The 21,375-nt window shown below is 71.8% G+C and carries 19 protein-coding genes; 12 read left to right on the top strand and 7 right to left on the bottom strand.

Going from position 1 to position 21,375, the window contains the following annotated elements; genetic code table 11:
• Positions 1-14: 14 nt before the first annotated feature.
• Positions 15-410, top strand: a complete 396-nt coding sequence (locus ABD332_RS37490; protein ID WP_344507776.1) for a hypothetical protein — start codon at positions 15-17, stop codon at positions 408-410.
• Positions 411-491: 81 nt separating this feature from the next.
• Here ABD332_RS37490 and leuE read toward each other — a convergent pair whose 3' ends face one another.
• Together leuE and ABD332_RS37480 are read right to left on the bottom strand one after the other, a co-directional pair.
• A complete protein-coding gene (leuE, locus tag ABD332_RS37485) occupies positions 492-1,130 on the bottom strand; it encodes a leucine efflux protein LeuE (protein ID WP_344507775.1) in 639 nt (212 codons plus the stop codon).
• The gene (locus ABD332_RS37480) at positions 1,130-2,320 is read right to left on the bottom strand and encodes a bifunctional pyridoxamine 5'-phosphate oxidase family protein/GNAT family N-acetyltransferase (protein WP_344507773.1); all 1,191 of its coding nucleotides are present in this window, start codon (positions 2,318-2,320) and stop codon (positions 1,130-1,132) included. The genes leuE and ABD332_RS37480 overlap by 1 nt, the downstream gene beginning before the upstream one ends.
• Before the next feature lie 77 nt (positions 2,321-2,397).
• On the opposite strand from ABD332_RS37480, the gene ABD332_RS37475 reads away from it, so the two are divergent.
• The 4 genes from ABD332_RS37475 to ABD332_RS37460 all read left to right on the top strand — a co-directional run bounded on the left by ABD332_RS37475 (position 2,398) and on the right by ABD332_RS37460 (position 6,832).
• Positions 2,398-3,720 (top strand): aminotransferase class I/II-fold pyridoxal phosphate-dependent enzyme, encoded by a 1,323-nt coding sequence (locus tag ABD332_RS37475; protein ID WP_344507771.1) that lies wholly within the window; start codon positions 2,398-2,400, stop codon positions 3,718-3,720.
• A gap of 144 nt (positions 3,721-3,864) precedes the next feature.
• A complete protein-coding gene (locus ABD332_RS37470; protein ID WP_344507769.1) occupies positions 3,865-4,656 on the top strand; it encodes a hypothetical protein in 792 nt (263 codons plus the stop codon).
• A 233-nt stretch (positions 4,657-4,889) separates the two neighbouring features.
• Complete coding sequence (locus ABD332_RS37465; protein WP_344507767.1) at positions 4,890-5,621, top strand: LppX_LprAFG lipoprotein; 732 nt, start codon at positions 4,890-4,892, stop codon at positions 5,619-5,621.
• 68 nt (positions 5,622-5,689) lie between these two features.
• Positions 5,690-6,832: an acyl-CoA dehydrogenase family protein gene (locus tag ABD332_RS37460; RefSeq protein ID WP_344507765.1), complete on the top strand. Its 1,143-nt coding sequence runs from the start codon at positions 5,690-5,692 to the stop codon at positions 6,830-6,832.
• Here the strand turns inward: ABD332_RS37460 and dhaL are convergent.
• Both dhaL and dhaK read right to left on the bottom strand, forming a co-directional pair.
• Positions 6,829-7,596, bottom strand: a complete 768-nt coding sequence (gene dhaL / locus ABD332_RS37455; RefSeq protein WP_344507764.1) for a dihydroxyacetone kinase subunit DhaL — start codon at positions 7,594-7,596, stop codon at positions 6,829-6,831. The genes ABD332_RS37460 and dhaL overlap by 4 nt on opposite strands.
• Position 7,597: 1 nt before the next feature.
• Positions 7,598-8,587, bottom strand: coding sequence for a dihydroxyacetone kinase subunit DhaK (gene dhaK, locus ABD332_RS37450; protein WP_344507762.1), 990 nt, complete (start codon positions 8,585-8,587; stop codon positions 7,598-7,600).
• A gap of 64 nt (positions 8,588-8,651) precedes the next feature.
• Here dhaK and dhaM point away from each other — a divergent pair, with 64 nt between their 5' ends.
• The 7 genes from dhaM (at position 8,652) to rny (ending at position 16,406) form a co-directional block, all read left to right on the top strand.
• Positions 8,652-9,023 carry a dihydroxyacetone kinase phosphoryl donor subunit DhaM gene (gene dhaM, locus ABD332_RS37445; protein WP_344507760.1) on the top strand — a complete coding sequence of 124 codons (372 nt, stop codon included), beginning with the start codon at positions 8,652-8,654 and terminating at the stop codon, positions 9,021-9,023.
• A complete protein-coding gene (locus ABD332_RS37440) occupies positions 9,007-9,267 on the top strand; it encodes an HPr family phosphocarrier protein (protein ID WP_344507758.1) in 261 nt (86 codons plus the stop codon). The genes dhaM and ABD332_RS37440 overlap by 17 nt, the downstream gene beginning before the upstream one ends.
• Positions 9,268-9,326: 59 nt before the next feature.
• Positions 9,327-10,550, top strand: coding sequence for an MFS transporter (locus ABD332_RS37435; protein ID WP_344507756.1), 1,224 nt, complete (start codon positions 9,327-9,329; stop codon positions 10,548-10,550).
• 10 nt (positions 10,551-10,560) lie between these two features.
• On the top strand, positions 10,561-10,761 hold the full coding sequence (locus ABD332_RS37430; RefSeq protein WP_344507754.1) for a DUF3046 domain-containing protein: 201 nt from the start codon (positions 10,561-10,563) through the stop codon (positions 10,759-10,761).
• 147 nt (positions 10,762-10,908) lie between these two features.
• Positions 10,909-11,958 carry a recombinase RecA gene (recA, locus tag ABD332_RS37425; RefSeq protein ID WP_344507752.1) on the top strand — a complete coding sequence of 350 codons (1,050 nt, stop codon included), beginning with the start codon at positions 10,909-10,911 and terminating at the stop codon, positions 11,956-11,958.
• 946 nt (positions 11,959-12,904) lie between these two features.
• Positions 12,905-13,606 carry a regulatory protein RecX gene (locus tag ABD332_RS37420; RefSeq protein WP_344508167.1) on the top strand — a complete coding sequence of 234 codons (702 nt, stop codon included), beginning with the start codon at positions 12,905-12,907 and terminating at the stop codon, positions 13,604-13,606.
• Between the two features lie 1,102 nt (positions 13,607-14,708).
• Positions 14,709-16,406 carry a ribonuclease Y gene (gene rny, locus ABD332_RS37415; RefSeq protein ID WP_425552357.1) on the top strand — a complete coding sequence of 566 codons (1,698 nt, stop codon included), beginning with the start codon at positions 14,709-14,711 and terminating at the stop codon, positions 16,404-16,406.
• Between the two features lie 152 nt (positions 16,407-16,558).
• Here the strand turns inward: rny and ABD332_RS37410 are convergent, their stop codons facing one another.
• Genes ABD332_RS37410 through ABD332_RS37400 form a run of 3 tightly spaced genes read right to left on the bottom strand, consistent with a single transcriptional unit; the run spans position 16,559 to position 21,241 of the window.
• The gene (locus tag ABD332_RS37410) at positions 16,559-19,672 is read right to left on the bottom strand and encodes an ABC transporter substrate-binding protein (protein WP_344507748.1); all 3,114 of its coding nucleotides are present in this window, start codon (positions 19,670-19,672) and stop codon (positions 16,559-16,561) included.
• A gap of 52 nt (positions 19,673-19,724) precedes the next feature.
• Positions 19,725-20,588: an amino acid ABC transporter permease gene (locus tag ABD332_RS37405; protein WP_344507747.1), complete on the bottom strand. Its 864-nt coding sequence runs from the start codon at positions 20,586-20,588 to the stop codon at positions 19,725-19,727.
• Positions 20,585-21,241 carry an amino acid ABC transporter permease gene (locus tag ABD332_RS37400; protein WP_344507745.1) on the bottom strand — a complete coding sequence of 219 codons (657 nt, stop codon included), beginning with the start codon at positions 21,239-21,241 and terminating at the stop codon, positions 20,585-20,587. The genes ABD332_RS37405 and ABD332_RS37400 overlap by 4 nt, the downstream gene beginning before the upstream one ends.
• Between the last annotated feature and the right edge of the window lie 134 nt (positions 21,242-21,375).

Genomic DNA, 21,375 nt, shown 5'->3' with positions numbered 1-21,375 from the left:
CACAGGAGCAGCCGGTGGCAGCACAGCGCACGATCGCCCAGCGGGCGATCCGCCAGGAGTCGGAAGTGCTGCTGCGCCAGCTGGACGCATACCTGGCCGCCCTGCGCACCGGATGCGGCACCACGGACGTCGGGCATGCCGAGCGGATGGCTGAGGCGCTGCGCCGCCTGATCGCCGACACCGCCAGGTCGAGCGCGGTCGACCGGGCCCGCGTCCGCGCCGCCGTGCACTACTTCGTCTACCGCGGCGCCGCCGGCGACGGCCCGGCCCGCACCGGCGGCGGTGCCAGGCTGGCGCTGCTGACCGGCGGCCGGGCCCCCGCCGACCGGCGCCGTCAGGGTGACGACGACCGCGTCGTCAACGACCTGCTCCGCGACCTCGGTCGCGCCGACCTGATAGTCGAGCACTGATGACTTGCCTGGCCGGGCAGCGAAGAGGGTCCCCCATAACCAGTGGGGGACCCTCCATGCGTTACGGGACCAGTCGCAGCGCTAGGAGATGCTGGCCGTCGCCAGCTTGATGCTGAACGCCAGGAACAGGCCGCCGACCGAGGTGCTCAGCCCCGCGGCGAGCTTCCGCCGGGAGCGGAACTGCTCGGCCAGATACCGCCCGGCGAAGATGAGCACGGACAGATAGATCGCGCTCAGCACCTCGGCGACGATCCCGAGCAGCAGGAAGCTCACCGCCGGGTGGGCATAGCCGGGGTCGACGAACTGGATGAAGAACGACACGAAGAACAGGATCGCCTTCGGGTTGAGCAGGCTGATCACCAGCGCGCGCCGGAACGGGCGGTCGGCCGGCGCCTCGGGCTGCGGCGCCGAGGCGGGTGCCCGTAACCGCCGGACGGTGTCGACCACCAGGCGGATGCCGAGATAGGCCAGGTAGCCGGCACCCGCGTACTTCACCAGGAGAAACAGCCAGGGATACGTGTGCAGCAGCGAGGCGACGCCACCGGCCGAAAGGACCATGAGCACCGCGTCACCGAGCCAGACCCCGGCCGCGCCCCGATATCCGTCCCGCACGCCGCGACGGGCGGCGACGGACAGCACGTACAGCGAGTTGGGGCCGGGCAGGAGCACGATCGCGGCCGTGCCCAGCAGATACGTCCAGGGGTTGGTCACGCCGAGCATCAGCGCCCGCCCGCTTCCAGCGCCGCGGTCAGCCGGTCCCGCGCCGCGGGCCACTCGTCGGCGAGCATCGAGAAGCAGACCGTGTCGCGCCAGCTGCCGTCGGGACGCTGCCGGTGCGCGCGCAGCAGACCCTCGCGCTGCGCGCCGAGCCGCGCGATCGCCTGCTGTGAGCGCTCGTTGCGGATGTCGGTGTGCCACTCGAGCCGGACCGCGCCCAACGTGTCGAACGCGTGCGCCATGAGCAGCAGCTTCGACTCGGTGTTGATCGCCGTGCGCCAGTGCGGGCGGCCGAGCATCGTGTGCCCGATCGCGATCGAGCGGCGCGCCTCGTCGATCGCGTAGAAGGAGGTGCTGCCGAGGATCTCTCCCGTCGACGGATTCCGCTGTACGAAGGGAGTCCGTGCCGGATCCTTGATCGCCGCGTCCACGATCGCGGCCATCCCGGCGGCCGAGGCGGGTCGGGCGACGGTGAGGTGCGTCCAGACCTCGGCGTCGTCGAGCGCCGCGAACAGGCCCTCCGTGTGCACGTGGTCGAGCCGCTCCAGCACGACGTGCCGCCCCCGCAGCGTCGGCGCGCCCCGCCAGCCGTCCTCGGCGGGGCGAAGATAGCCGGGCAGCGGCACGAGCACGCCGGGTGCGGGCTCTGGCTGCCCGGCGACGAGCTTCAGCGGTACAACACCCGCCCAATGCGGCAAGAGCAGGTCTTCCTCGTCGTCGCCGACGCCGCCGGTGCGGACCTTCGCCGAGACCTCCTGCAGCGTCAGGGCCAGCACCGCGGTCTTGGCCAGCTCCTTCGTGTCCGGCGGGCGGCTGTCGGCGGCGCGGCCGGGCATGATCTTGTCGACCAGCGCCGCGAACGCCCGGTCGCGCTCGCCGGGGTCGGTGACCAGCCGCGCGGCGCCGTGCGCGACCACGGAGCGGTAGTTGGCGCTGTGGTGGAACTGCGAGCGCGCGAGGACCAGCCCGTCGATCAACGTCACCGTCACGCAGATCGGCAGGCCGCCGGGGCGGGCCGCGAGCGCCGAACTGCTCCCGGTCGAGCCGTGCAGGTAGACCGTGTCGCCGATGCGCGCGTGCAGGTTCGGCAGGACCCGCGGCTCGCCGTCGACGACGAATCCGACGTGGCAGACATATCCCTCATCGAGGACCGAGTGCACCAGATCGGCGTCGTACGACGCGCGCTCGCTCATCCGTCTCGGCGTCGTTTTCGGCGTTCGCAGGTAGGTTTCCACCATGACCTCGTTTGTTCTAGTACAATCCCTGAACTGTGGCAGTACAGTACCAGCCGACAGGCGCGACGGCAGCCCAGATTTCGGCCAGCGTCGAGCGCGGCATCCGCACCGGAGAGCTCGATCCTGGCGCTGCGCTGCCGTCCGTCCGCGCGCTCGCGGCAGACCTCGGTGTGAGCCCCGCCACCGTCGCGGCCGCCTATCGGTCGTTACGCGAGCGGGGCCTGGTCGAGACGGCGGGTCGCGGCGGCACGCGGGTCCGCCCGCGCCCCCCTGTGGCCAGGCGCGGCCAGCACGGGTTGGCGGTGCCTGCCGGCGGCCTCGACCTGGCCAGCGGTGCCCCCGATCGGGCGCTGCTGCCGATGTACGCGCCGCATCTGATCCGATTGGCCGAGACCATGCCCGCGGTCGGCTACTCCGGGGGAGGCCCTCTGCCTGAGCTGCTCGACCTGGCCGGTGAGCGGTTCGCCGCCGACGGCATCCCGTCCGGGCGCCTCACCGTCGCGGGCGGGGCCCTCGACGCGATCGAGCGCGCCCTCGTCGCGCACCTGCGCCCCGGCGACAAGGTCGCGGTCGAGGATCCGGGCTGGGCAAACCTCCTGGACCTGGTCGCGGCGCTCGGCTACACGCCCGTGTCCGTGCCCGTCGACGACGAGGGCCCCACCGAGGAAGGACTGCGGGCGGCGCTGAGCGCGGGGGTGGCCGGACTGGTCGTGACGTCCCGCGCCCAGAACCCCACCGGAGCGGTGATCTCCGGGCGGCGATCCGCTGCGTTGCGGCGTCAGCTCAGCATGTACCGGCAGCTGCTGGTCCTGGAGGACGACCACGCGGCGGAGCTCGCGCACGACCGGGCGCACCCGTTGGCCGGCGCGACCGGTGCATGGGCATACGTCCGGTCGCTGTCCAAGCCGTACGGGCCGGATCTCCGCGTCGCGGCGGTCGTCGGCGACGAGGTGACCATCGCAAGGATCGAAGGGCGAATGCGACTCGGCGCGGGCTGGGTCTCCACCGTCCTGCAGCGCCTGGTCGTCGAGCTGTGGAAGGACCCGGACGCCACCGCGACGGTCGACCGCGCCCGCGACGTCTACGCGACCCGCCGGGAGGCGATGCGCGCCGCGCTCGGCGATCTGCCGGCCCGCGGCGTCAGCGGCATCAATGTCTGGCTCCCCGTGCCGGACGAGACGTCGATGGTCGCAGGGCTGCGCGAGGACGGCATCGCCGTGGCGCCAGGATCCATGTATCGGCTGCTCACACCCCCTGGGATCCGTATCACGACGGCCTGCCTCGACCCCCGTGACGCCGGACGGGTGGCCGACGCGGTGATGCGCCGCCTGGCCGGCACCTCCCGGCTGCAGGCGTGACCCGCGGGGCGGAATTGTCGGACCCGGCGGTTAGTCTCCGTGGGTGGCTGCGGGGTTCTGCGGCCATCGACGCACCCGAAGTCGTCTGCGCGCTGTTGGGCAGGGAGCAGCGTTCTCAGGGCGCGTCATCAAGGAGGGAATGGCATGCGCAGCAGCACGTTCAGGACGTTCGGCATCGCCGTCGCGACGGTCGCACTGGCACTGGTGACAGCCTGCGGGGGCAGCGACGACAACACGACCAGCAACGCCTCGAAGGGCTCCAGCGGCAGCGCGTCGCAGGCACCGTCCGCGAAGGACACGCTCGCCGCGGCCGTCAAGGACCTCAACGCGGGCGCCTACAGCTACACGATGAAGATCCCCGAAGGCACGTTCACGGGCTCGATCGACCCCGCCGGCAAGCAGCAGGTGAAGGTCGACGGGGTCGCCGCCGGCGGCGTCAAGTACACGATCGAGGGCATCACGCTCGGCACCGACTACTACTTCAAGACCAGCATCCCGACCACGGGCATCAACGCCAAGAAGTGGTACAAGCTGGATCGATCGAAGGTCAAGAAGGACGCGATCATCGGGCTGATCGAGGCGAAGGATCCGACCGTCAGCCAGGGCCTCATGTCCCGCGTCGCCACCGCCACGCAGAGCGACCCGGCCACCGTCACCGGCACTTATGACCTCAGCAGCGGCGGCGACCTCGGCATCGACGACGCCGCGGTGCTGCAGGCCCTCGGCGACAAGGCCAAGTCGGCCCCGTTCACCGCGACCCTCGACGGCAAGCACCTGGTCTCCTTGAAGATCACGGTCCCGGCCTACGGCACGGTCGCCGAGCAGGCCCTGACGGTCGACTACACCGGCCACGGACAGCCGGTCGCGGTCGCCGCGCCCAAGGCCGCCGACGTCGCCGCCGCCCCCGCCGCCGTCTACGGCCTGCTCAACGGCTGACCTCCATGTCACGACAACAGCCACTCCGGCCATCCGCCCCGGGCCAGTCGCCTGCACCGGCCCGCCTGTCCGCGCGGCTCGTTCGGGCAGCGGGCCTGCCAGGTGGCGGGCGGAGCGTTCGCGCTGCGGGCCTGCCAGGTGGTGGGTGGAGCGTTCGCACTGCGGGCCTGCCGGGCGGTGCGTGGAGCGTTCGGCCGGCGGGTTCGCGGGGTGGTGCGCGGCGCGGCAGGCTGGTGGGCGCGCTGGCGGTGGGGCTGGTCGCGGCGGTGGCGTTGGCAGGGTGCTCGTTCGGCAAGAGCGACCCGCCGAAGCCGACCGCCGGCCCGTCGGTCGCGCCCTCGCAGAGCGAGCTGGCGAAGAGCCTCGGCGCGCTGATCAACGGCGGCTACCGGTTCAAGGTGGTGGCCAAGGAGGGCAGCTACACCGGCGGCATCGACCCCGTCGCGGACCTGCTCGACGCCACGGTCAGCGTCACCTCCGACGGCGCCACCCTGAAGATCGACACCGTGGCGGTGCGCGGGACCGCGTACACCCGGCTCACCGGCCTGCCCCTGCCGGGCTTCGACGGCGCCACCTGGTTCCGCGTCGATCCCGCCCGCATCACGCGGCCCGGCTCGCTCGGTCTCAGCGCCGTCAAGGACCCGACCGGCATTCAGGCGCTGATCGCCGCGACGCACGACGTACGCCGCGAGGACCGCTCCTACAACGGCACCGTCGACATGACCCGCGTGACCACCTGGGGGCCTGTCAACATCCCGCAGGTGATGCAGCTGGGGCAGGCGGCCACCAGGATCCCGTTCGAGGCGACGGTCGACGACCACGACCGTCTCGTCGCGATGAAGGTCGAGATCCCCGACAACCCCGTCACCGCCACCTACTCCGACTTCGGCACCAGCCTGACCACCACCGCGCCGGCCGGCGCCGAGCCGTTACCGGACCACCTGTACGGCATGCTCGGCCTCTGATTCCCGCCCGCCCGGCAGAGCACGATGGGGGTAGGCGAGACCGCGTCTCACGGAGAACACTGCACGTCATGGAACAGCACCTGTACGAAGCCGAGCACGAAGCCTTCCGGGAACTGTGCAAGGCGTTCCTGGCCCGCGAGGCGGTGCCGTACAACGACGAGTGGGACAAGGCCGGCATCGTCGACCGGGAGGTCTGGCGGAAGGCGGGCGCGGCCGGGCTGCTCGGGATGGACGTCGACGAGGAGCACGGGGGCGGCGGGCAGAAGGACTTCCGCTTCAACGCCGTGCTCGTCGAGGAGATCGTCGCTGCGGGGGCGTCCGGGCTCGGGTTCGGGCTGCACAACGACGTCGTGGCGCCGTACCTGACGGACCTGGCGACGGAGGAGCAGCGGAAGCGGTGGCTGCCCGGGTTCTGCTCCGGGGACATCGTGACCGCCATCGCGATGAGCGAGCCGGGCGCCGGGAGCGACCTCGCCGGGGTGCGGACCTCTGCGGTGCGGGACGGGGACGAGTGGGTCCTCAACGGGCAGAAGACGTTCATCACGAACGGTGAGCTGGCGGATCTCGTCGTCGTGGTGGCGAAGACCGATCCCGCGCTCGGGGCGCACGGAATCAGCCTGTTCGTGGTCGAGTCGGGGACGCCCGGGTTCACGCGGGGGCGCCGCCTGGAGAAGGTGGGCCTCAAGGCCAACGACACCGCCGAGCTGTTCTTCGACGACTGCCGCATCCCCGCCGACCACCTGCTCGGGCAGGAGAACTCGGGCTTCTACCACCTGATGGCGAACCTGCCGCGGGAGCGGCTCGGCATCGCCGTCGCCGCCGTGGCGTCGGCCGAGCAGGTGCTCGCGATCACGCTCGACTACGCGAAGACGCGGCAGGCGTTCGGCAAGCCGATCGGGTCGTTCCAGCACAACCGGTTCGTGCTCGCCGAGCTCGACACGGAGGTGACGATCGCCAGGACGTTCCTGAACCAGTGCATCGTCGAGCAGAACGCGGGGCGGCTCACGGTCGCCGACGCGGCCAAGGCGAAGTGGTGGACCACGGAGCTGCAGAACAAGGTGGCGGACCGCTGCGTCCAGCTGCACGGCGGGTACGGCTTCATGATGGAGTACCCGGTCGCGAAGGCCTGGCTGAACAGCCGCGTCCAGACGATCTACGGCGGCACGACCGAGATCATGAAGGAGATCATCGGGCGCAGCCTCGGGGTCTAGGTCACATCGGCGAGAGCGGCGAAGATCAGCGCGGTGGACGTGGCGCCCGGGTCCTGGTGGCCGACGCTGCGTTCGCCGAGGTAGGACGCCCTGCCCTTGCGGGCCTGCAGCGGCGTCGTCGCGGCCGCCCCGTCCGCCGCCGCCGTGGCCGCCGCGGTGGCGGCGGCCACGAGCCCGGACGGGGCCGCGGCCTCGAACGCGGCGACGGCCGGGGTGAGCGCGTCGACCATGGTCTTGTCGCCGGGCTCGGCCTTGCCGAGCCGCACGATCGCGTCCAGGCCCGCTCGCAGGCCGGCACCGAAGGTGGTGACGGACGAGTCGTCGGACAGGGTCTTACCGAGGGCGCGGAAGAGGCTGCCGTACAGGGGGCCGGAGGCGCCGCCGACCTTCGACACCAGGGTCGTGCCGGTCTTCGTCAGGACCGCGCCGGCCGTGTCCGCCTCCAACGTGGCGAGGGCCGCGACCACCGCGTCGAACCCGCGGCGCAGGTTGACGCCGTGGTCGCCGTCGCCGATGGCGGCGTCGAGGTCGGTCAGCTCGGCGGCGTGCGCGGTGACGGAGGCGGCGACGGCCGCGACCCACGCACGAGCCAGCGCGGCGTCCACCCCGGCCGCCCCACCGGACGGCGGTGCCACGTCGGAGCCGGACGGCGGGGCGGCGTCAGAGCCGGACGGCGGGGCGGTGTCGGTGCCGGACGTCAGGCCGCCGGAGGCCGGGGTGGCGTCCCCGCCGGGCACGCCACCGGAGGTCGGAGCGGCATCCATGTCAGGCACCCCACCGCAGGCCGGGGGTGCGGACCGGGGCGTCCCAGAGGCGCAGGAGCCGCTCGTCGGCGCGGCACACCGTGAGCGAGATCCCGGCCATGTCCAGGCTGGTGACGTAGTTGCCGACGAGGCTGCGGGCCACCTGTACACCAGCATCGGCCAGCAGACGGCTGACCTCCTTGAACATGAGGTAGAGCTCCAGCAGCGGTGTCCCGCCCAGCCCGTTGACCAGCATGATCACCTCGCTGCCGGGCGCGAGCGGCTTGGCGGTGAGGATCGGCTCGACGATGCGGGCGGCGAGGTCGCGGGCGGGGCGCAGCTGCTCGCGGGCGCGGCCGGGCTCGCCGTGGATGCCGACGCCGACCTCGATCTCGTCCTCCGGCAGGTCGAACCCGGGCTTGCCGGCGGCCGGGGTCGTGCCGGCGGTGAGGGCGATCGCGAACGAGGCCGACCGCTCGTTGACGTCACGCGCCACGGCGGCGACCTCGGCGAGTGCCGCGCCCTGCTCCGCGAGCGCCCCGGCGATCTTCTCGACCAGCAGGGTGGCGCCCGTACCGCGGCGGCCCGCGGTCCAGGTGGAGCCGTCGACCGCGACGTCGTCGTCGACGAGGACGCTCTCGATCGGGGTTTCGGCGTCCTCCGCGGCCATCTCGAAGTTCATGACGTCGCCGGTGTAGTTCTTGACGATGTGCAGGACCCCCGCGCCGCCGTCGACGGCCCTGGTGGCGGCCAGGATCTGGTCGGGGACGGGGGAGGTGAAGATCTCGCCGGGGCACGCGGCGTCGAGCATCCCGAGCCCGACGAACCCTCCGTGCAGCGGCTCGTGGCCGGAGCCACCACCCGAGACGAGGCCGACCTTGCCGGGGCGGGGCGCGTCGGCCCGGACGATGATCTGCTCGTCGAGGTCCACGCGCAGCTCAGGGTGCGCGGCGGCCATCCCGGCGAGCGCTTCCCGGACCACGTCGTCCGGATCGTTGATGAACTTCTTCATGCCTAGCATTTTGGCGGTACAGCGGCTGCATAGCATTGCTCACGTGGCACACATGGTGGGAATCGTGCTGGTTTCACACAGCGAACGGCTCGCGCACGGGTTGCGGGACATGCTCGTGCAGGTCGCGGGGGAGGAGGTGCCGATCGAGGCGGCGGGTGGCACGGACGACGGCGGGCTCGGCACGAGCTACGACCGGATCCTGGTCGCGATCGACCGGGCCGACCGGGGCGCCGGGGTGCTGGTCCTGACGGACCTGGGCAGCGCCGTCCTCACCGCGCAGACCGTGCTCGAGGACCGGGTCGCCAACACGGCCACCCTGGTGGACGCGCCGTTCGTCGAGGGAGCGGTGGCTTCGGCGGTACTGGCCGGCGCCGGTGCCGACCTCGCGGAATGCATCCGGGCGGCGACGGAGGCCCGCGATGTCCGCAAGCTCTGAGGCGACGGTGGTGTTGCCGGCGGACCTGCACGCACGCCCCGCCGGCGCGCTGGTGCGGGCAGCTGCGGGGTTCACCAGTACCGTCGAGATCACCGCAGGCGAGCGGCGGGTGAGTGCCCGCAGCGTGCTCGGCGTGATGGGGCTGAACGCCCGCGCGGGCTCCTCGGTGGTGGTGTCCGCCACAGGCGCCGACGCGGCCGACGCGGTATCCGCCCTGGCGGCGCTGCTGGCGGAGTACGAGTAGCCGTCCGCCTCCGCGGTAAGGAGTGGTGCGGGCTGCGGTGCCTACGCCAGGATGACGGCGTGATCGACGCACCCGCCGTCCTCCAGCGGCGCACCCTGGGCCTGCTCGTGTCCACGCAAGTGATCGGCGGGCTCGGCGTCGCCAGCGGGGTGTCGATCGGTGCGCTGCTCGCCGCCGACATGGCCGGCCCGAGCGCCGCGGGACTCTCCGGCAGCGCCGCGGTCATCGGGGCGGCGCTGATCGCGATCCCGGCGACGCGGCTGATGCGCACCGGCGGCCGGCGGCCGGGGCTGGTGTTCGCGTACGGCGTGGGCGTGCTCGGCTCGCTCCTGGTGGTGGCCGCGGTGTCGTGGCGGCTCGTGCCGCTGCTGTTCGTGGGCACGTTCCTGTTCGGCGGGGCTTCGGCGGCCAACCTGCAGTCGCGGTACGCGGCCGTCGACCTCGCCGACAACGACCGCCGGGCGCGGCACCTGTCGCTGGTCGTGTGGGCGACGACGCTGGGCGCGGTGGTCGGCCCGAACCTGGCACCGTTCGCGGACAGGGTGACGATGCCGTGGGGTGCGCCCGAGTACGCGGGGCCGTACCTGTTCAGCGCGCTGGCGTTCCTTGCCGGCGCCGTCACGCTGTTCGTGCTGCTGCGGCCCGATCCGCTGCTGACGGCACGATCGATGTCCTTGTCGGATTCATCGGACAAGTCGTCTTCCTGGTCGTCGGCCTTCGCGGCGATCCGGGCCAGTGTCGGGGCGCGGCTCGGCGTCTCCGCCGTCGCGGTCGGGCACGTGGTGATGGTCGGCGTCATGTCGATGACCCCGGTGCACATCGGTGAGTACGTGCACGCGCACGGTGACCTGCTGCGCATCGTCGGGCTGGTGATCAGCATCCACATCACCGGCATGTACGCGCTGTCGCCCGTCGTCGGCTGGGCCGCCGACCGGTTCGGCCGCCGCCCGGTGATCCTGGCGGGCGTCGTGCTCCTGGCGTCGGCGTGCGCCCTGAGCGGCACCGCCGGCGACGACACGGTCCGGCTGGCGGTCGGGATGGGCCTGCTCGGGGTGGGTTGGGGCTGCACGATGGTGGCCGGATCCACGCTGCTGTCGGAGTCCGTGCCCGTCGGGGAGCGCGCCGGCGTGCAGGGGCTGTCGGACGTCATCATGGGCGTGTCGGCGGCCACCGCGGGCGCGCTCGCGGGGGTCGTGGTCGACCTGTTCGGGTTCGCCACCTTGTCGGTGCTGGCGGGGATCGCCGTGGTGCCGCTGGCCGCGCTGGCGCTGCGGAGGTCTTAGTCTTGGCCGCGTGCGACTGACGGATTTCTGGCAGCGGTTGGAAGAGGCGTTCGGCGCGGCGTACGCCGGCAGCATCGCCAACGATCAGGTGCTGACCCAGCTCGGCGGCAGGACGATCAAGGAAGCCCTCGCAGGTGGCGAGGATGTGGCCGTGGTGTGGCGCGCCGTAGTCGCCGCATACCCGGAGCGTGTTCCTAGCAGGTTAAGGTGACTTTTTGGCGTGTCGGCTCGTTGATCGTACAGATGTACGGGTAATCTCCTCAGGCGTCGGCGCCGATTTTTTGTCATACCCGGCGCTTACCTTGTCAGCGTGAATAAACGAACGCCGACGAAGACCGCGAACTCAGGGGTGACGGACATGGCAGTGCAACCTGACCGGGAGAAGGCGCTCGGGCTCGCCCTCTCGCAGATCGACAAGCAGTTCGGCAAGGGCTCGGTCATGCGGCTCGGTGAGCGGGTCATCGCGCCGATGTCCGTGATCCCGACCGGATCCATCGCTCTCGACGTGGCGCTCGGCATCGGCGGGCTGCCCCGCGGCCGGGTCATCGAGGTCTTCGGGCCTGAGTCCAGCGGTAAGACGACCGTCGCGCTCCACGCGATCGCGAACGCGCAGGCCCAGGGTGGCATCGCGGCGTTCATCGACGCCGAGCACGCCCTCGACCCCGACTACGCCAAGGCCCTCGGCGTCGACACCGACGCGCTGCTCGTCTCCCAGCCGGACACCGGTGAGCAGGCCCTCGAGATCGTCGACATGCTGGTCCGCTCCGGCGCGCTCGACATCATCGTCATCGACTCCGTCGCGGCCCTCGTGCCCCGCGCCGAGATCGAGGGCGAGATGGGCGACAGCCACGTCGGTCTGCAGGCCCGCCTCATGAGCCAGGCCCTGCGGAAGATCACCGGTGCCCTCAACAACTCCGGCACCACCGCGATCTTCATCAACCAGCTCCGCGAGAAGATCGGCGTCATGTTCGGCAGCCCGGAGACCACCACGGGTGGTCGCGCGCTGAAGTTCTACTCGTCGGTCCGCCTCGACGTGCGGCGCATCGAGAGCCTCAAGGACGGCACCGACGTCGTGGGCAACCGGACCCGCGTCAAGGTCGTGAAGAACAAGGTGGCCTCGCCGTTCAAGCAGGCCGAGTTCGACATCATGTACGGCAAGGGCATCTCCCGCGAGGGCTCCCTCATCGACGTGGGTGTCGAGCAGACGATCATCCGCAAGGCCGGCGCCTGGTATACCTACGACGGCGACCAGCTCGGCCAGGGCAAGGAGAACTCCCGCAAGTTCCTGCGGGAGAACCCCGACGTCGCCGCCGAGATCGAGAAGAAGATCAAGGAGAAGCTGGGCGTGGGTGTCGGCCAGGCCACGGACGCCGCCGGCGGCCCCGAGGTGGCTCCGGTCGACTTCTGACCGTTCTGGGCGCTGTTCCCCTGGCGCTGGGTCCCACGCGCTCGGGGGCTTTGCGTCCGGTTTAGCGCGGTTTAGCGCGGCTCACGCGGCGATCGGTGCCGGTTCGTGGGAGGGTCTCCTGGTTTGGAGGTCCGTCCCACGGCCGGCCCGCCCGCGCTGTTCATGGTTTTTCGGAGGTGTGTTCGTGCCGGGCAGGCGGCGGTCCGACGATCCCAGCCAGCAGTCAACGGAACCCGAGGACGCTGAGCCCTCCTTCGCCGGTCCCGACCCGTCGGCGGGTGCGTCCGCTGGTCCTGATCCGGCGGCGAGTGGCGTGCCTTGGATCCTCGCCGACATGAGCGACGACAACCCGTGGCTGTCCGCCGAGGCTCAGCCGGGCGGCGCCGTGGCCGCGCCGCCGGCGCCCATGGCAGGAACGACGCCACGAGACCCGTCCGGCGACGCCTCGACCTCAGCCGGGCCGGGTGTGAGCACTGACAGCGCTCCGCCGCCGTGGCCGACGACCGCCCGGGAGCTTCCGCCCGGCTGGCCGACCGCTCCGGGGCGCGGGGTTCCCGCCGGCGAGCTCCCGCCGGGCTGGCCGGCGGCTCCGGCCGGTGCTCCGCCTGGTCAGACCTCCGGCTCCGGCTCCGGCTCCAGCTCCAGCTCCAGCTCCAGCTTCGGCTCCAGCTCCGGCTCCACCTCTGGCTCCAGCTCTGGCTTTGAGCGCGGCGCCCGGCGCGGCCGGGCATCCGCCGCACCGCGTGGTGCCGCCGGGGAGCGGCCGTCCACGTCTCCGCTCGACGCCGCCGGGGATCCCTGGAGCGGCAGTCTTACCGAGGACCTGCCGTCCACCACCGCACCCGCTTCGGACCGCGACACCAGTGGCGGCTCCGGTCGCGGTCGCCGATCGGGTCAGAAGCGCGGGGCGCGCAGGCAGTCCCAGGACGGTCCGGGGCACGACTCGATCCCGGAGCGGCAGGGCGGGTCCGGGCCGTGGGGAGACCCTGCGGAGGCCGGGCCTCAGTCCGATCCTCAGCAGGACGGGTCCGGGCAGCGGGGCGACGGTTCGGAAGGCCGGTCGGGCCGGCGGGGCGGCTCCCGCCGTGGTGGGCAGCCGGCGGCGCCGCTCGATCCGAGGGAGGCGGCCCGCGAGATCTGCCTGCGGCAACTCGCCGTCCGGCCGAGGACCAGGCTCGAGCTCGCCACCGCCATGCGCAAACGTGGCGTCGAGGACGAGATCGCCGACGAGATCCTCGACCGGTATGACGAGGTCGGCATCATCGACGACGCCGCGTTCGCCCGGGCGTGGGTGGCCAGCCGGCACCACGGGAAGGGACTGTCCCGCAGGGCGCTGGCGGGGGAGCTGCGCCGCAAGGGCGTCTCGTCCGACGAGGTCGGTGAGGCGCTCGACGAGCTCGACCCCGACGTCGAGGAGCAGACCGCGAGGGCTCTGGTCGCCAGGCGCCTCCGCGTCGAGTCCAACGCCCCACCCGAGGCGGTGTTCCGCCGGCTGGTCGGGATGCTGGCGAGGAAGGGGTACCCCCCGGGTATGGCCATCCGCCTGGTCAAGGAAGGCCTGGCGGCCCGGGACGACGCCGCCGAGTTCGCCGACGGCATCGACGCCGACGCCCTGGCCGACGCCGCCCTCGACCCCGACCAGCGCTGAGCCCGCACGGGAGGGGCGCCGCTGAGCCCGCGGACGGAGCTGACCCGGACGCCCCGCCGACGCTGCTCTCAATACCCCGACCAAACGCTGAGCCCGCCGGAGAGGCGCCGGCATCAAAGCTGATGGCGCCTCAGCCCGCGCTGATAGCTGAAACCCGGGAGCACCACCCACGAGGTCGGCTGGCCCGGGAGCGCCCCGCGCGGTCGGCTTGATCGAAGGACGGGGCTGGCCGCGATCACGGCCAGATCCCTCCGTTGATCACGCGCCCCGGCCCGGTCGCCACCCCGAGAGAAGCGTCACCGCGTAGAAACGGACGCCGGAGGGTACGAGCGGGGCACCCGGTGTGGTCCGGGAGTCGGCGAGGTGAGGGCAGCTGGCAGAACGCCACCTGGCGTCGGCGCGCGGCGGGAGGGTGGAGTGCGACGAGCTTCGATGGTGTGGTTGGTGGGCGCACGGTGTGTGGTGGAATGATTGCAGCAGGGCTGATGCCGAGGTTGAGCAGCTTGCGAACAGACGACTACTGGCGGTCGACAATTTTGGGGTGAGTGCGACCGACATGCCGGAAAGGTCTGGTCAAATGTCACTGGTAGGGTGTTTCGCCTGGCGGGGGTCTTGACGGACTTAAGTCCCGTATGGTGCCCGATCATGAGTCCTTGACCGAAGCGCCCTTCACGACCTAGCCTCGGCGTTACCAGATGGAGACCGCCCAACCACCGCGGGTTTACCGCACAACATAGATCGCGTCACAGATCAGCAACGTTTATGCACGACATATAAGCGCCACGCCTTGCGGGAGGTGTGGTGTCGACCGGTCTTCGGGGCACCCTGTGTCCCGATATTGATACATCTTGATGGCAGGCTGTGGTCGGGCGTCTCCTCCACAACATCCCGCGTTGCGCCACCCTGCGCAGCGCCGAGCGGAGCGAGGTGACGTCGTGACGGAGTGCGCCCCTGCCATCCTCCGCGAACGACTCGCAGGTCGTCAGCACGCGACCAGTGCCGCCGAGGTGACCGCGTGACCGGCCTACAGGTCGTGCTCCTCGTCGTGGTCGTCGTCATCGGCCTCGGCGTCCTCGCCGCGCTGCTGGTCTCGCTGAAGATCATGCGCCGGCTGCACACCACGGCCGCCGCGCCCGCTCAGCCTGTTGCCGAAGATCCCGCGTTCCTCGCCGAGAAGGACCGGCAGGAGCACTCGCTCGCATCTCTGCGCACCGCCGCCGAGGACGCCACCGCCGCCGTGGACGAGGCGAGGGCCGTGGCGGCCGCTGCGCGTACAGAAGCCGCCGCCGCGAAAGCGGAGGCCAGCTCCGCCAGGTCGGAGGCGCGACGCATCCTCGACGCGGCGCGGGCCGAGGCCGACTCGCTGCTGGAGCGGGCGCACCGGCAGGCCGAGGTCGACGCGGAGCAGGCCAGGGCGGCCGCGCGCCGGGCGGGGGAGCGGGAGGTCAGCCAGCTGACCACGGTCGCGAAGGAGCAGTCGCAGGACGCGGAGCGGCGCCAGCGCCGGCTCGACGAGCGGGAGCGGCTGCTCGCCGAGGAGGCCGAGCGGCTCGCCGAGCGTGACCGGCGCATCACCAGCACCGAGGCCGACCTGCTCGAACGCGAGGCGGCCTTCACCCGCCGCGAGGTCGAGATCGCCGCCGGCGAGGAGCGGCACCGCGAGGAGCTCGAACGGGTCGCGGGCCTGACGACCGACGCCGCCCGGGTCGAGGTCATCGAGACGATCGAGGCGCAGGCGAAGCGGGAGGCCGCCCTCCTCGTCCGCGACATCGAGAACGACGCCCGCAACACCGCCGACCAGCGGGCCCGGCACATCGTCGTCGACGCCATCCAGCGGGTCGCCAGCGAGCAGACCGCGGAGAGCGTCGTCAGCGTCCTGCACCTGCCCAGCGACGAGATGAAGGGCCGGATCATCGGCCGCGAGGGGCGCAACATCCGCGCGTTCGAGTCGACGACCGGGGTCAACCTGATCATCGACGACACGCCCGAGGCGGTCCTGCTGTCGTGCTTCGACCCGGTCCGGCGCGAGATCGGCCGGCTCACGCTGGAGAAGCTCGTCCTCGACGGCCGGATCCACCCGCACCGGATCGAGGAGGTGTTCGAGCAGGCGAAGCACGAGGTCGAGCGCCTCTGCCTGCGCGCCGCCGAGGACGCCCTGGTCGAGGTGGGGATCACCGACCTGCACCCGGAGCTGATGACGCTGCTGGGACGGCTGCGCTACCGCACCTCCTACGGCCAGAACGTCCTCAAGCACCTCGTCGAGACCGCCCACATCGCCGGCATCATGGCCAGCGAGCTGCGCCTCGACCCGAAGCTCATCAAGCGCAGCGCGTTCCTGCACGACATCGGCAAGGCGCTCACGCACGAGGTCGAGGGCAGCCACGCCCTGATCGGCGCCGACGTCGCCCGCAAGTACGGCGAGTCCGAGGACGTCGTGCACGCCATCGAGGCCCACCACAACGAGGTCCTCCCGCAGACGATCGAGGCCGTCCTCACCCAGGCCTCCGACGCCTGCTCCGGTGGCCGTCCCGGCGCCCGCCGCGAGAGCCTGGAGGCGTACGTCAAGCGCCTCGAACGCATCGAGGAGATCGCCGCCGGCAAGTCGGGCGTCGAGAAGGTCTTCGCGATGCAGGCCGGCCGCGAGATCCGGGTCATGGTCCGCCCCGACGACGTCGACGACATCGGCGCCGCCGTCCTCGCCCGCGACGTCGCGAAGCAGATCGAGGAGGAGCTGACCTACCCCGGCCAGATCCGCGTCACCGTCGTCCGCGAATCGCGCGTCACCGAGATCGCCCGCTAGGAAGAACCGAGAGCGGAGGGGCATGGCCCCGGCCCGCCGAAGGAACGGCCTGCCGAAAGCGCCCCTGCATCCCCCGACACAGGCCGCCGGCTGTGTGGGGTGCCGGCGGCCGGACGTGGGCGAGGGACGCCGCGGACGCCCGCAGCGTGCTGTTACGGGGCGATCGAGCTCTCCGACGACGCGTAGCCGCCGCCGATCTTGTAGGACCAGATCAGGGGGTCGGGGACCGAGAGGTCGCCGTTCGAGGCGAACTTGTACGACCGGGCGATGCCCTTCGCGTCGTACCTGTTGACGAAGGCGAGCATGTCCTCGCGGGTGGCCTTGCCGGCCGTGAAGCCGGCCAGGATGATGCTCGCGCCGTCGTAGGCCTCGGGGCCGTAGTAGCCGGCGCTGGTCTTGTACGCGGCCTGGTAGCGCGACGCGTAGTCGTTGCCGGCGTGGTCGCTCGGGATGCAGGGGCAGGTGACGACGATGCCGTCGGCGGCCTTGCCGAGCGTGTCGACGAACAGCTGGGTGAAGAGCCGGTCGCTGACGACGACCGCGATGGCGGGCTTCGCGGCGCGCAGGGCCTTCAGGAACGCGGTGCCGTCATCGGCCTCGCCCGCGTAGTACACGGCCTCGGGGGCGGCGTTCGTGACCTGGGTGACGGCGGCGGAGAAGTCGGTGGCGGTGCGGCGGATCGAGACGCTCGTGGTGACGCTGCTGCCGAGCGTGGTGCTGACCGCCTGCCGGGCGACGCCGCCGAAGTCGGAGTCGTCGTAGACCAGGACGACCTTCGAGGCGCGCAGCGTGTTCTTGATGTACCGGGCGCCGGCCGCCGCCTGGTCCTTGTCGTTGGCGATGAGCCGGTGGAACGTGGACCAGCCCTTCGCGGCGAGGTCGACGTCGGGCGCGTACGTCGTGAAGAACGGGATGCCGGCCTTCTCCAGGACGGGCGCGGCGCCGAGGACCTCCGTGCGGTACGAGGGACCGACGACGCCGATCACCTCGCTGTCGGCGACCAGGCTCTCCGCGGCGGCCTTGCTGCCCTCCTCGGTGCCCTTCGTGTCGAACTCGACGAACCCGACGTTGCAGCCGGCGTGCTTGGCGTTGTAGTCGTCGACGGCCAGCTTGGTCGCGTTGCGCATGCCGTTGCTGTCCTTGGAGCCGGTCCCGGCCAGGATGCCGAGGAACCCGACCTTGTGCCCGCAGGCCGGCGAGACCGCGGGCCCCGCCTGGTTGGTCGGGCTGCTGCCGCCGCCGCCCGGCTCGACGTCGTCACCGTTGCGGTTGACGGCCCAGACGATGCCCGCGACGACCAGCAGCAGGGCGAGCACCCCGCCACCGACGGCGGCGACGAGCGTCTTGCCGCCCCGGCCGTGCGCCGAGGGCGGCGCGGACGACGGGTAGGCGGGCGGCCCGGACGACGGCGGACCCGACGTGGGCGCCCATCCCTGCACGGCGTTGACCGGAGGCCCGGCCGCGGGCGGCGCGCTCACCTGCGGCCGCTGTACAGGCGGCGCCTGCTGGAACTGCGCCGGCGGGACGACCGGCGGCCGCTGCTGCACCTGCGGCTGGACCGGCTGCTGGTACTGCGCGGGCGCCTGCTGCGGAACGACCGGCGGCACGGGCTGCTGAGGAACCGGCGGCACGGGCTGCTGCGGGACAACCGGCGGAACAGGCTGCATCGGCTGCTGGTACTGCGCGGGCTGCTGCGGCACGGGCTGACCAACGGGCGGCCGCTGGACCGGCGGCTGCTGCGGCACCGGCGGCCGCTGGACCGGCTGCTGCGGCACGGGCGGCTGCTGCGGAGGAACAGGCGGCTGCTGCGGTGGCTGCGGCTGAGCCGGCGGCTGCTGGTACACCTGCGGCGGCTGCTGACGGCTCGGCACCACCGGCATCGATCCGGTCTGCAGCAGCGGCGGCAACCCCGGGTTCATCGACGGCATGCTGAACCCCGGGGACACCGGCGTCGCCGACACGGGCTGCGCCGAGACGTCCCCGCTGACCTCATGCGAAGGCCCACCAGAAGTCGGCCCACCGGAGGACGGCGCACCGGACGAGGGAGCACCGGACGACGGCGCACCGGACGACGGCCCGCCAGAGGACGGCCCGCCAGAGGACGGCCCGCCAGAGGACGGGACCGGCACCGGGCCGAACGGCCCGGACGCGACCGGCGTCGGCGCGCCCCCGACGTGCGCCCGCCCCGTCGGCGGCGCGAGGTGCAGCGCACCCTCGGCCACCACCAGCTCGGGCTGCTCGATCGCCGTCGGTGCCAGCCCGAACGCCCGGTGCAGCAGCGTCGCGGCGAGCGGGATGCGCGACGAGCCGCCGACCAGGAACACCGCCGCCAGGGGCTGCCCGGCGACGCCCGCCGACGACACCGCGAGCTGCGTCGCCGTCACGGTCCGGTCGAGGATCGGCCGGGCGAGCTGCTCGAGCTGCTCGCGCCCGATCGGCACGCTCTCGTCGTACAGCGGCACATGCACATACGTGGTCGCGGCGCGGCTGAGCATCTCCTTGGCGAGCCTGGCGTCCTCCCACAGCTGCCAGGCGGCGCGCCGGTCGGACTCGCTCTCGGGGTTGGTGAGGCGGCGCCACTGGTCGCCCTCGCGGCCGGTGAACGCACGGCCCAGGTATGCCACGACCGCGGCGTCCACGTCCAGCCCGCCCGCGTCGGGAAGGCCCTCGCTGGCGAGGACGTCGAAGCCACCGCCGGCGTTGCGGCGGACCACGCTCGCGTCGAAGGTGCCGGCGCCGAAGTCGTACACGACGGCGATGCCGCCGACAGGGACGTGGGTGCCGACGGTACCGACGAAGTAGGACGCGGCGGCGACCGGCTCCGACGAGAGGAAGGGGCTCGGGAAGCCCGCGGCGACGGCCGCCTGCGACAGCGTCTGGCGACGCTGCGGCGGCCAGGTCGCCGGGTGGGTCAGGTTGACCTCGTTGGGGTACGCGCCGGCGACCCGGTACGTCTCGGCGGCGACCCGGCGCAGGACGGTCGTGACGAGGTCGAGGACCGGGACGTCCTGCTCGCCGAGCCAGACGGTGCCTTCCTCGACGCGGCGCTTCGGGTACGGCTCGAAGCGGTGCGGCTGCAGGCGCGCCGAGTGCACCGCGTCACGGCCCGTGAGGATGGTGCCGTCGGCGTTGACGTACACGGCGGAGGGCAGCAGCGGCGAGCCGTCGAACAGCAGCGGCTTCGTGCGCCCGTCCGGCCAGCGGAGGACGGCGACGGTGTTCGAGGTGCCGAAGTCGATGCCCAAACGAAAGCCGGTGTCCGCCACCCGCGCAGCGTACGTACTACGCGCAACGTTGCCAATCAACCAACGGCCTAGCTCACACGGCCTGGTTGACGTCGGCCAGCTTGACGGGGCGCGCGGCCGTCTTCACCTGCTTGGGACCGCCCATGAGCCGCTTCTGCAGCCAGAAGGCGAACCACGACAGCAGGCCGCAGGTGCCGATGTAGACGGCGGCGACGACGAGGTACCCGGGGACGTACGGGAAGCCGAAGAGCAGCCGGCCGCCGAACTGCTTGCCGTAGTACAGCAGCTCCGGCAGCTGGATGATGAACCCGAGCGCGGTGTCCTTCAGCAGTACGACCAGCTGGCTGACGATCGCCGGGAGCATGGCCCGGACCGCCTGCGGCAGCAGGATCGACGTCATGACCTGCGACTTGCGCATGCCCAGCGCGTACGCGGCCTCGGACTGCCCGCGGTGCACGGCGAGGATGCCGGCCCGGAAGATCTCGGACAGGACCGCGCCGTTGTACAGCGTGAGGCCGATCACGAGCGGCCAGAACGGGCCGACCTTGTAGCCGAGCTGGATCGGGCCGTAGTACGCGAAGAAGATCAGGATCAGCAGCGGGATGGCGCGGAACAGCTCGACGAAGCCCGACGCCGGCGCGCGGAAGACCGCGTGGTCGCTCAGGCGCGCGGTCGCCAGCAGCGCGCCGAGGAGCAGCGCGAGCACGGCCGCGGCGCCGGCGGCGCGCAACGTGGTGAGGTAGCCGTCGAGGAGGTCCTGCTGGATCTTCGTGTACTGGAACTGCTCCCAGCGGAGCGCCTCGAACTGGCCGGTGTCGTAGAAGCGCCAGACGACGTACGCGAGCAGCGCGACGATGCCGAGTGCGCTGACGATGCCGATGATGCGGTACCGCACGCGGGCCTTAGGGCCGGGCAGGTCGTAGAGGACGTTGCTCATCGGGCGACCTTCCAGCGTCGTTCGAGCATCCGTTGCAGGGTCACCAGCGGCACCACGAGGATCAGGAACCCGATCGTGATCCACAGCAGGCCGTAGATCTGGTTCTCGCCGCGCTCCGAGAGGTAGAACGTGATCGCGCCGGCCTCGGCGACGGAGAAGCCGGCCGCGACGGTGGTGTTCTTCAGCATGGCGTTGAGCACGCTGACCAGCGGCGGCACGACGGTGCGGAACGCCTGCGGCAGCACCACGTTGGTGAGCACCTGCAGGAACGTCATGCCCAGCGCGCGGGCCGCCTCGGCCTGCCCGACGGGCACCGTGTTGATGCCGGAGCGCAGCGCCTCACACACGAACGCGCTCGTGTACGCGGTCAGCGCGACGCACGCGCCGGTGAAGAACTCGAAGTTGACGCCGAGCTTCGGCAGCGCGAAGACCTGCAGCGCGAAGATCAGGGTGAGTGGTGTGTTGCGCAGCAGCAGCACGTAGGAGCTGCCGAACGCGCGCAGCGCCGGGATGGGGGAGACCCGCATCGCCACCAGCAGCGTGCCGAGGACGATCGATCCGACGGCGGAGATCAGAAAGAGCTTCACCGTCTCCCAGAAGTGGGAGCCGATGACGTCCCAGTTGTCCGTCAGGACATGAAAAAAGTCGCTCACGCCGGGGTGACCTCCACTTCCGCCCTTTGTCGCTCGTCCACGGCACGCGCTTTGTTCGCGGGACGCGCTTTTAGTTCATGGGACGCGCTTGAGTTCATGGGACGGGGCGCCGCCGTTCGGATTGGCGGCGCCCC

The sequence above is a fragment of the Dactylosporangium maewongense genome (assembly GCF_039531485.1).
GTDB classification, from domain to species: domain Bacteria; phylum Actinomycetota; class Actinomycetes; order Mycobacteriales; family Micromonosporaceae; genus Dactylosporangium; species Dactylosporangium maewongense.
The sequence above is the reverse complement of the archived record's forward strand: the minus strand, read 5'-3'. Positions and strand labels throughout refer to the sequence as shown.

What these genes read in the sequence shown, in the direction of transcription:
- leuE (WP_344507775.1), bottom strand. Translation starts at nt 1,130, where the DNA reads ATGCTCGGCGTGACCAACCCCTGGACGTATCTGCTGGGCACGGCCGCG.
- ABD332_RS37480 (WP_344507773.1), bottom strand. Translation starts at nt 2,320, where the DNA reads ATGAGCGAGCGCGCGTCGTACGACGCCGATCTGGTGCACTCGGTCCTC.
- ABD332_RS37470 (WP_344507769.1), top strand. Translation starts at nt 3,865, where the DNA reads ATGCGCAGCAGCACGTTCAGGACGTTCGGCATCGCCGTCGCGACGGTC.
- ABD332_RS37460 (WP_344507765.1), top strand. Translation starts at nt 5,690, where the DNA reads ATGGAACAGCACCTGTACGAAGCCGAGCACGAAGCCTTCCGGGAACTG.
- dhaL (WP_344507764.1), bottom strand. Translation starts at nt 7,596, where the DNA reads ATGGATGCCGCTCCGACCTCCGGTGGCGTGCCCGGCGGGGACGCCACC.
- dhaK (WP_344507762.1), bottom strand. Translation starts at nt 8,587, where the DNA reads ATGAAGAAGTTCATCAACGATCCGGACGACGTGGTCCGGGAAGCGCTC.
- ABD332_RS37440 (WP_344507758.1), top strand. Translation starts at nt 9,007, where the DNA reads ATGTCCGCAAGCTCTGAGGCGACGGTGGTGTTGCCGGCGGACCTGCAC.
- recA (WP_344507752.1), top strand. Translation starts at nt 10,909, where the DNA reads ATGGCAGTGCAACCTGACCGGGAGAAGGCGCTCGGGCTCGCCCTCTCG.
- rny (WP_425552357.1), top strand. Translation starts at nt 14,709, where the DNA reads ATGCGCCGGCTGCACACCACGGCCGCCGCGCCCGCTCAGCCTGTTGCC.
- ABD332_RS37405 (WP_344507747.1), bottom strand. Translation starts at nt 20,588, where the DNA reads ATGAGCAACGTCCTCTACGACCTGCCCGGCCCTAAGGCCCGCGTGCGG.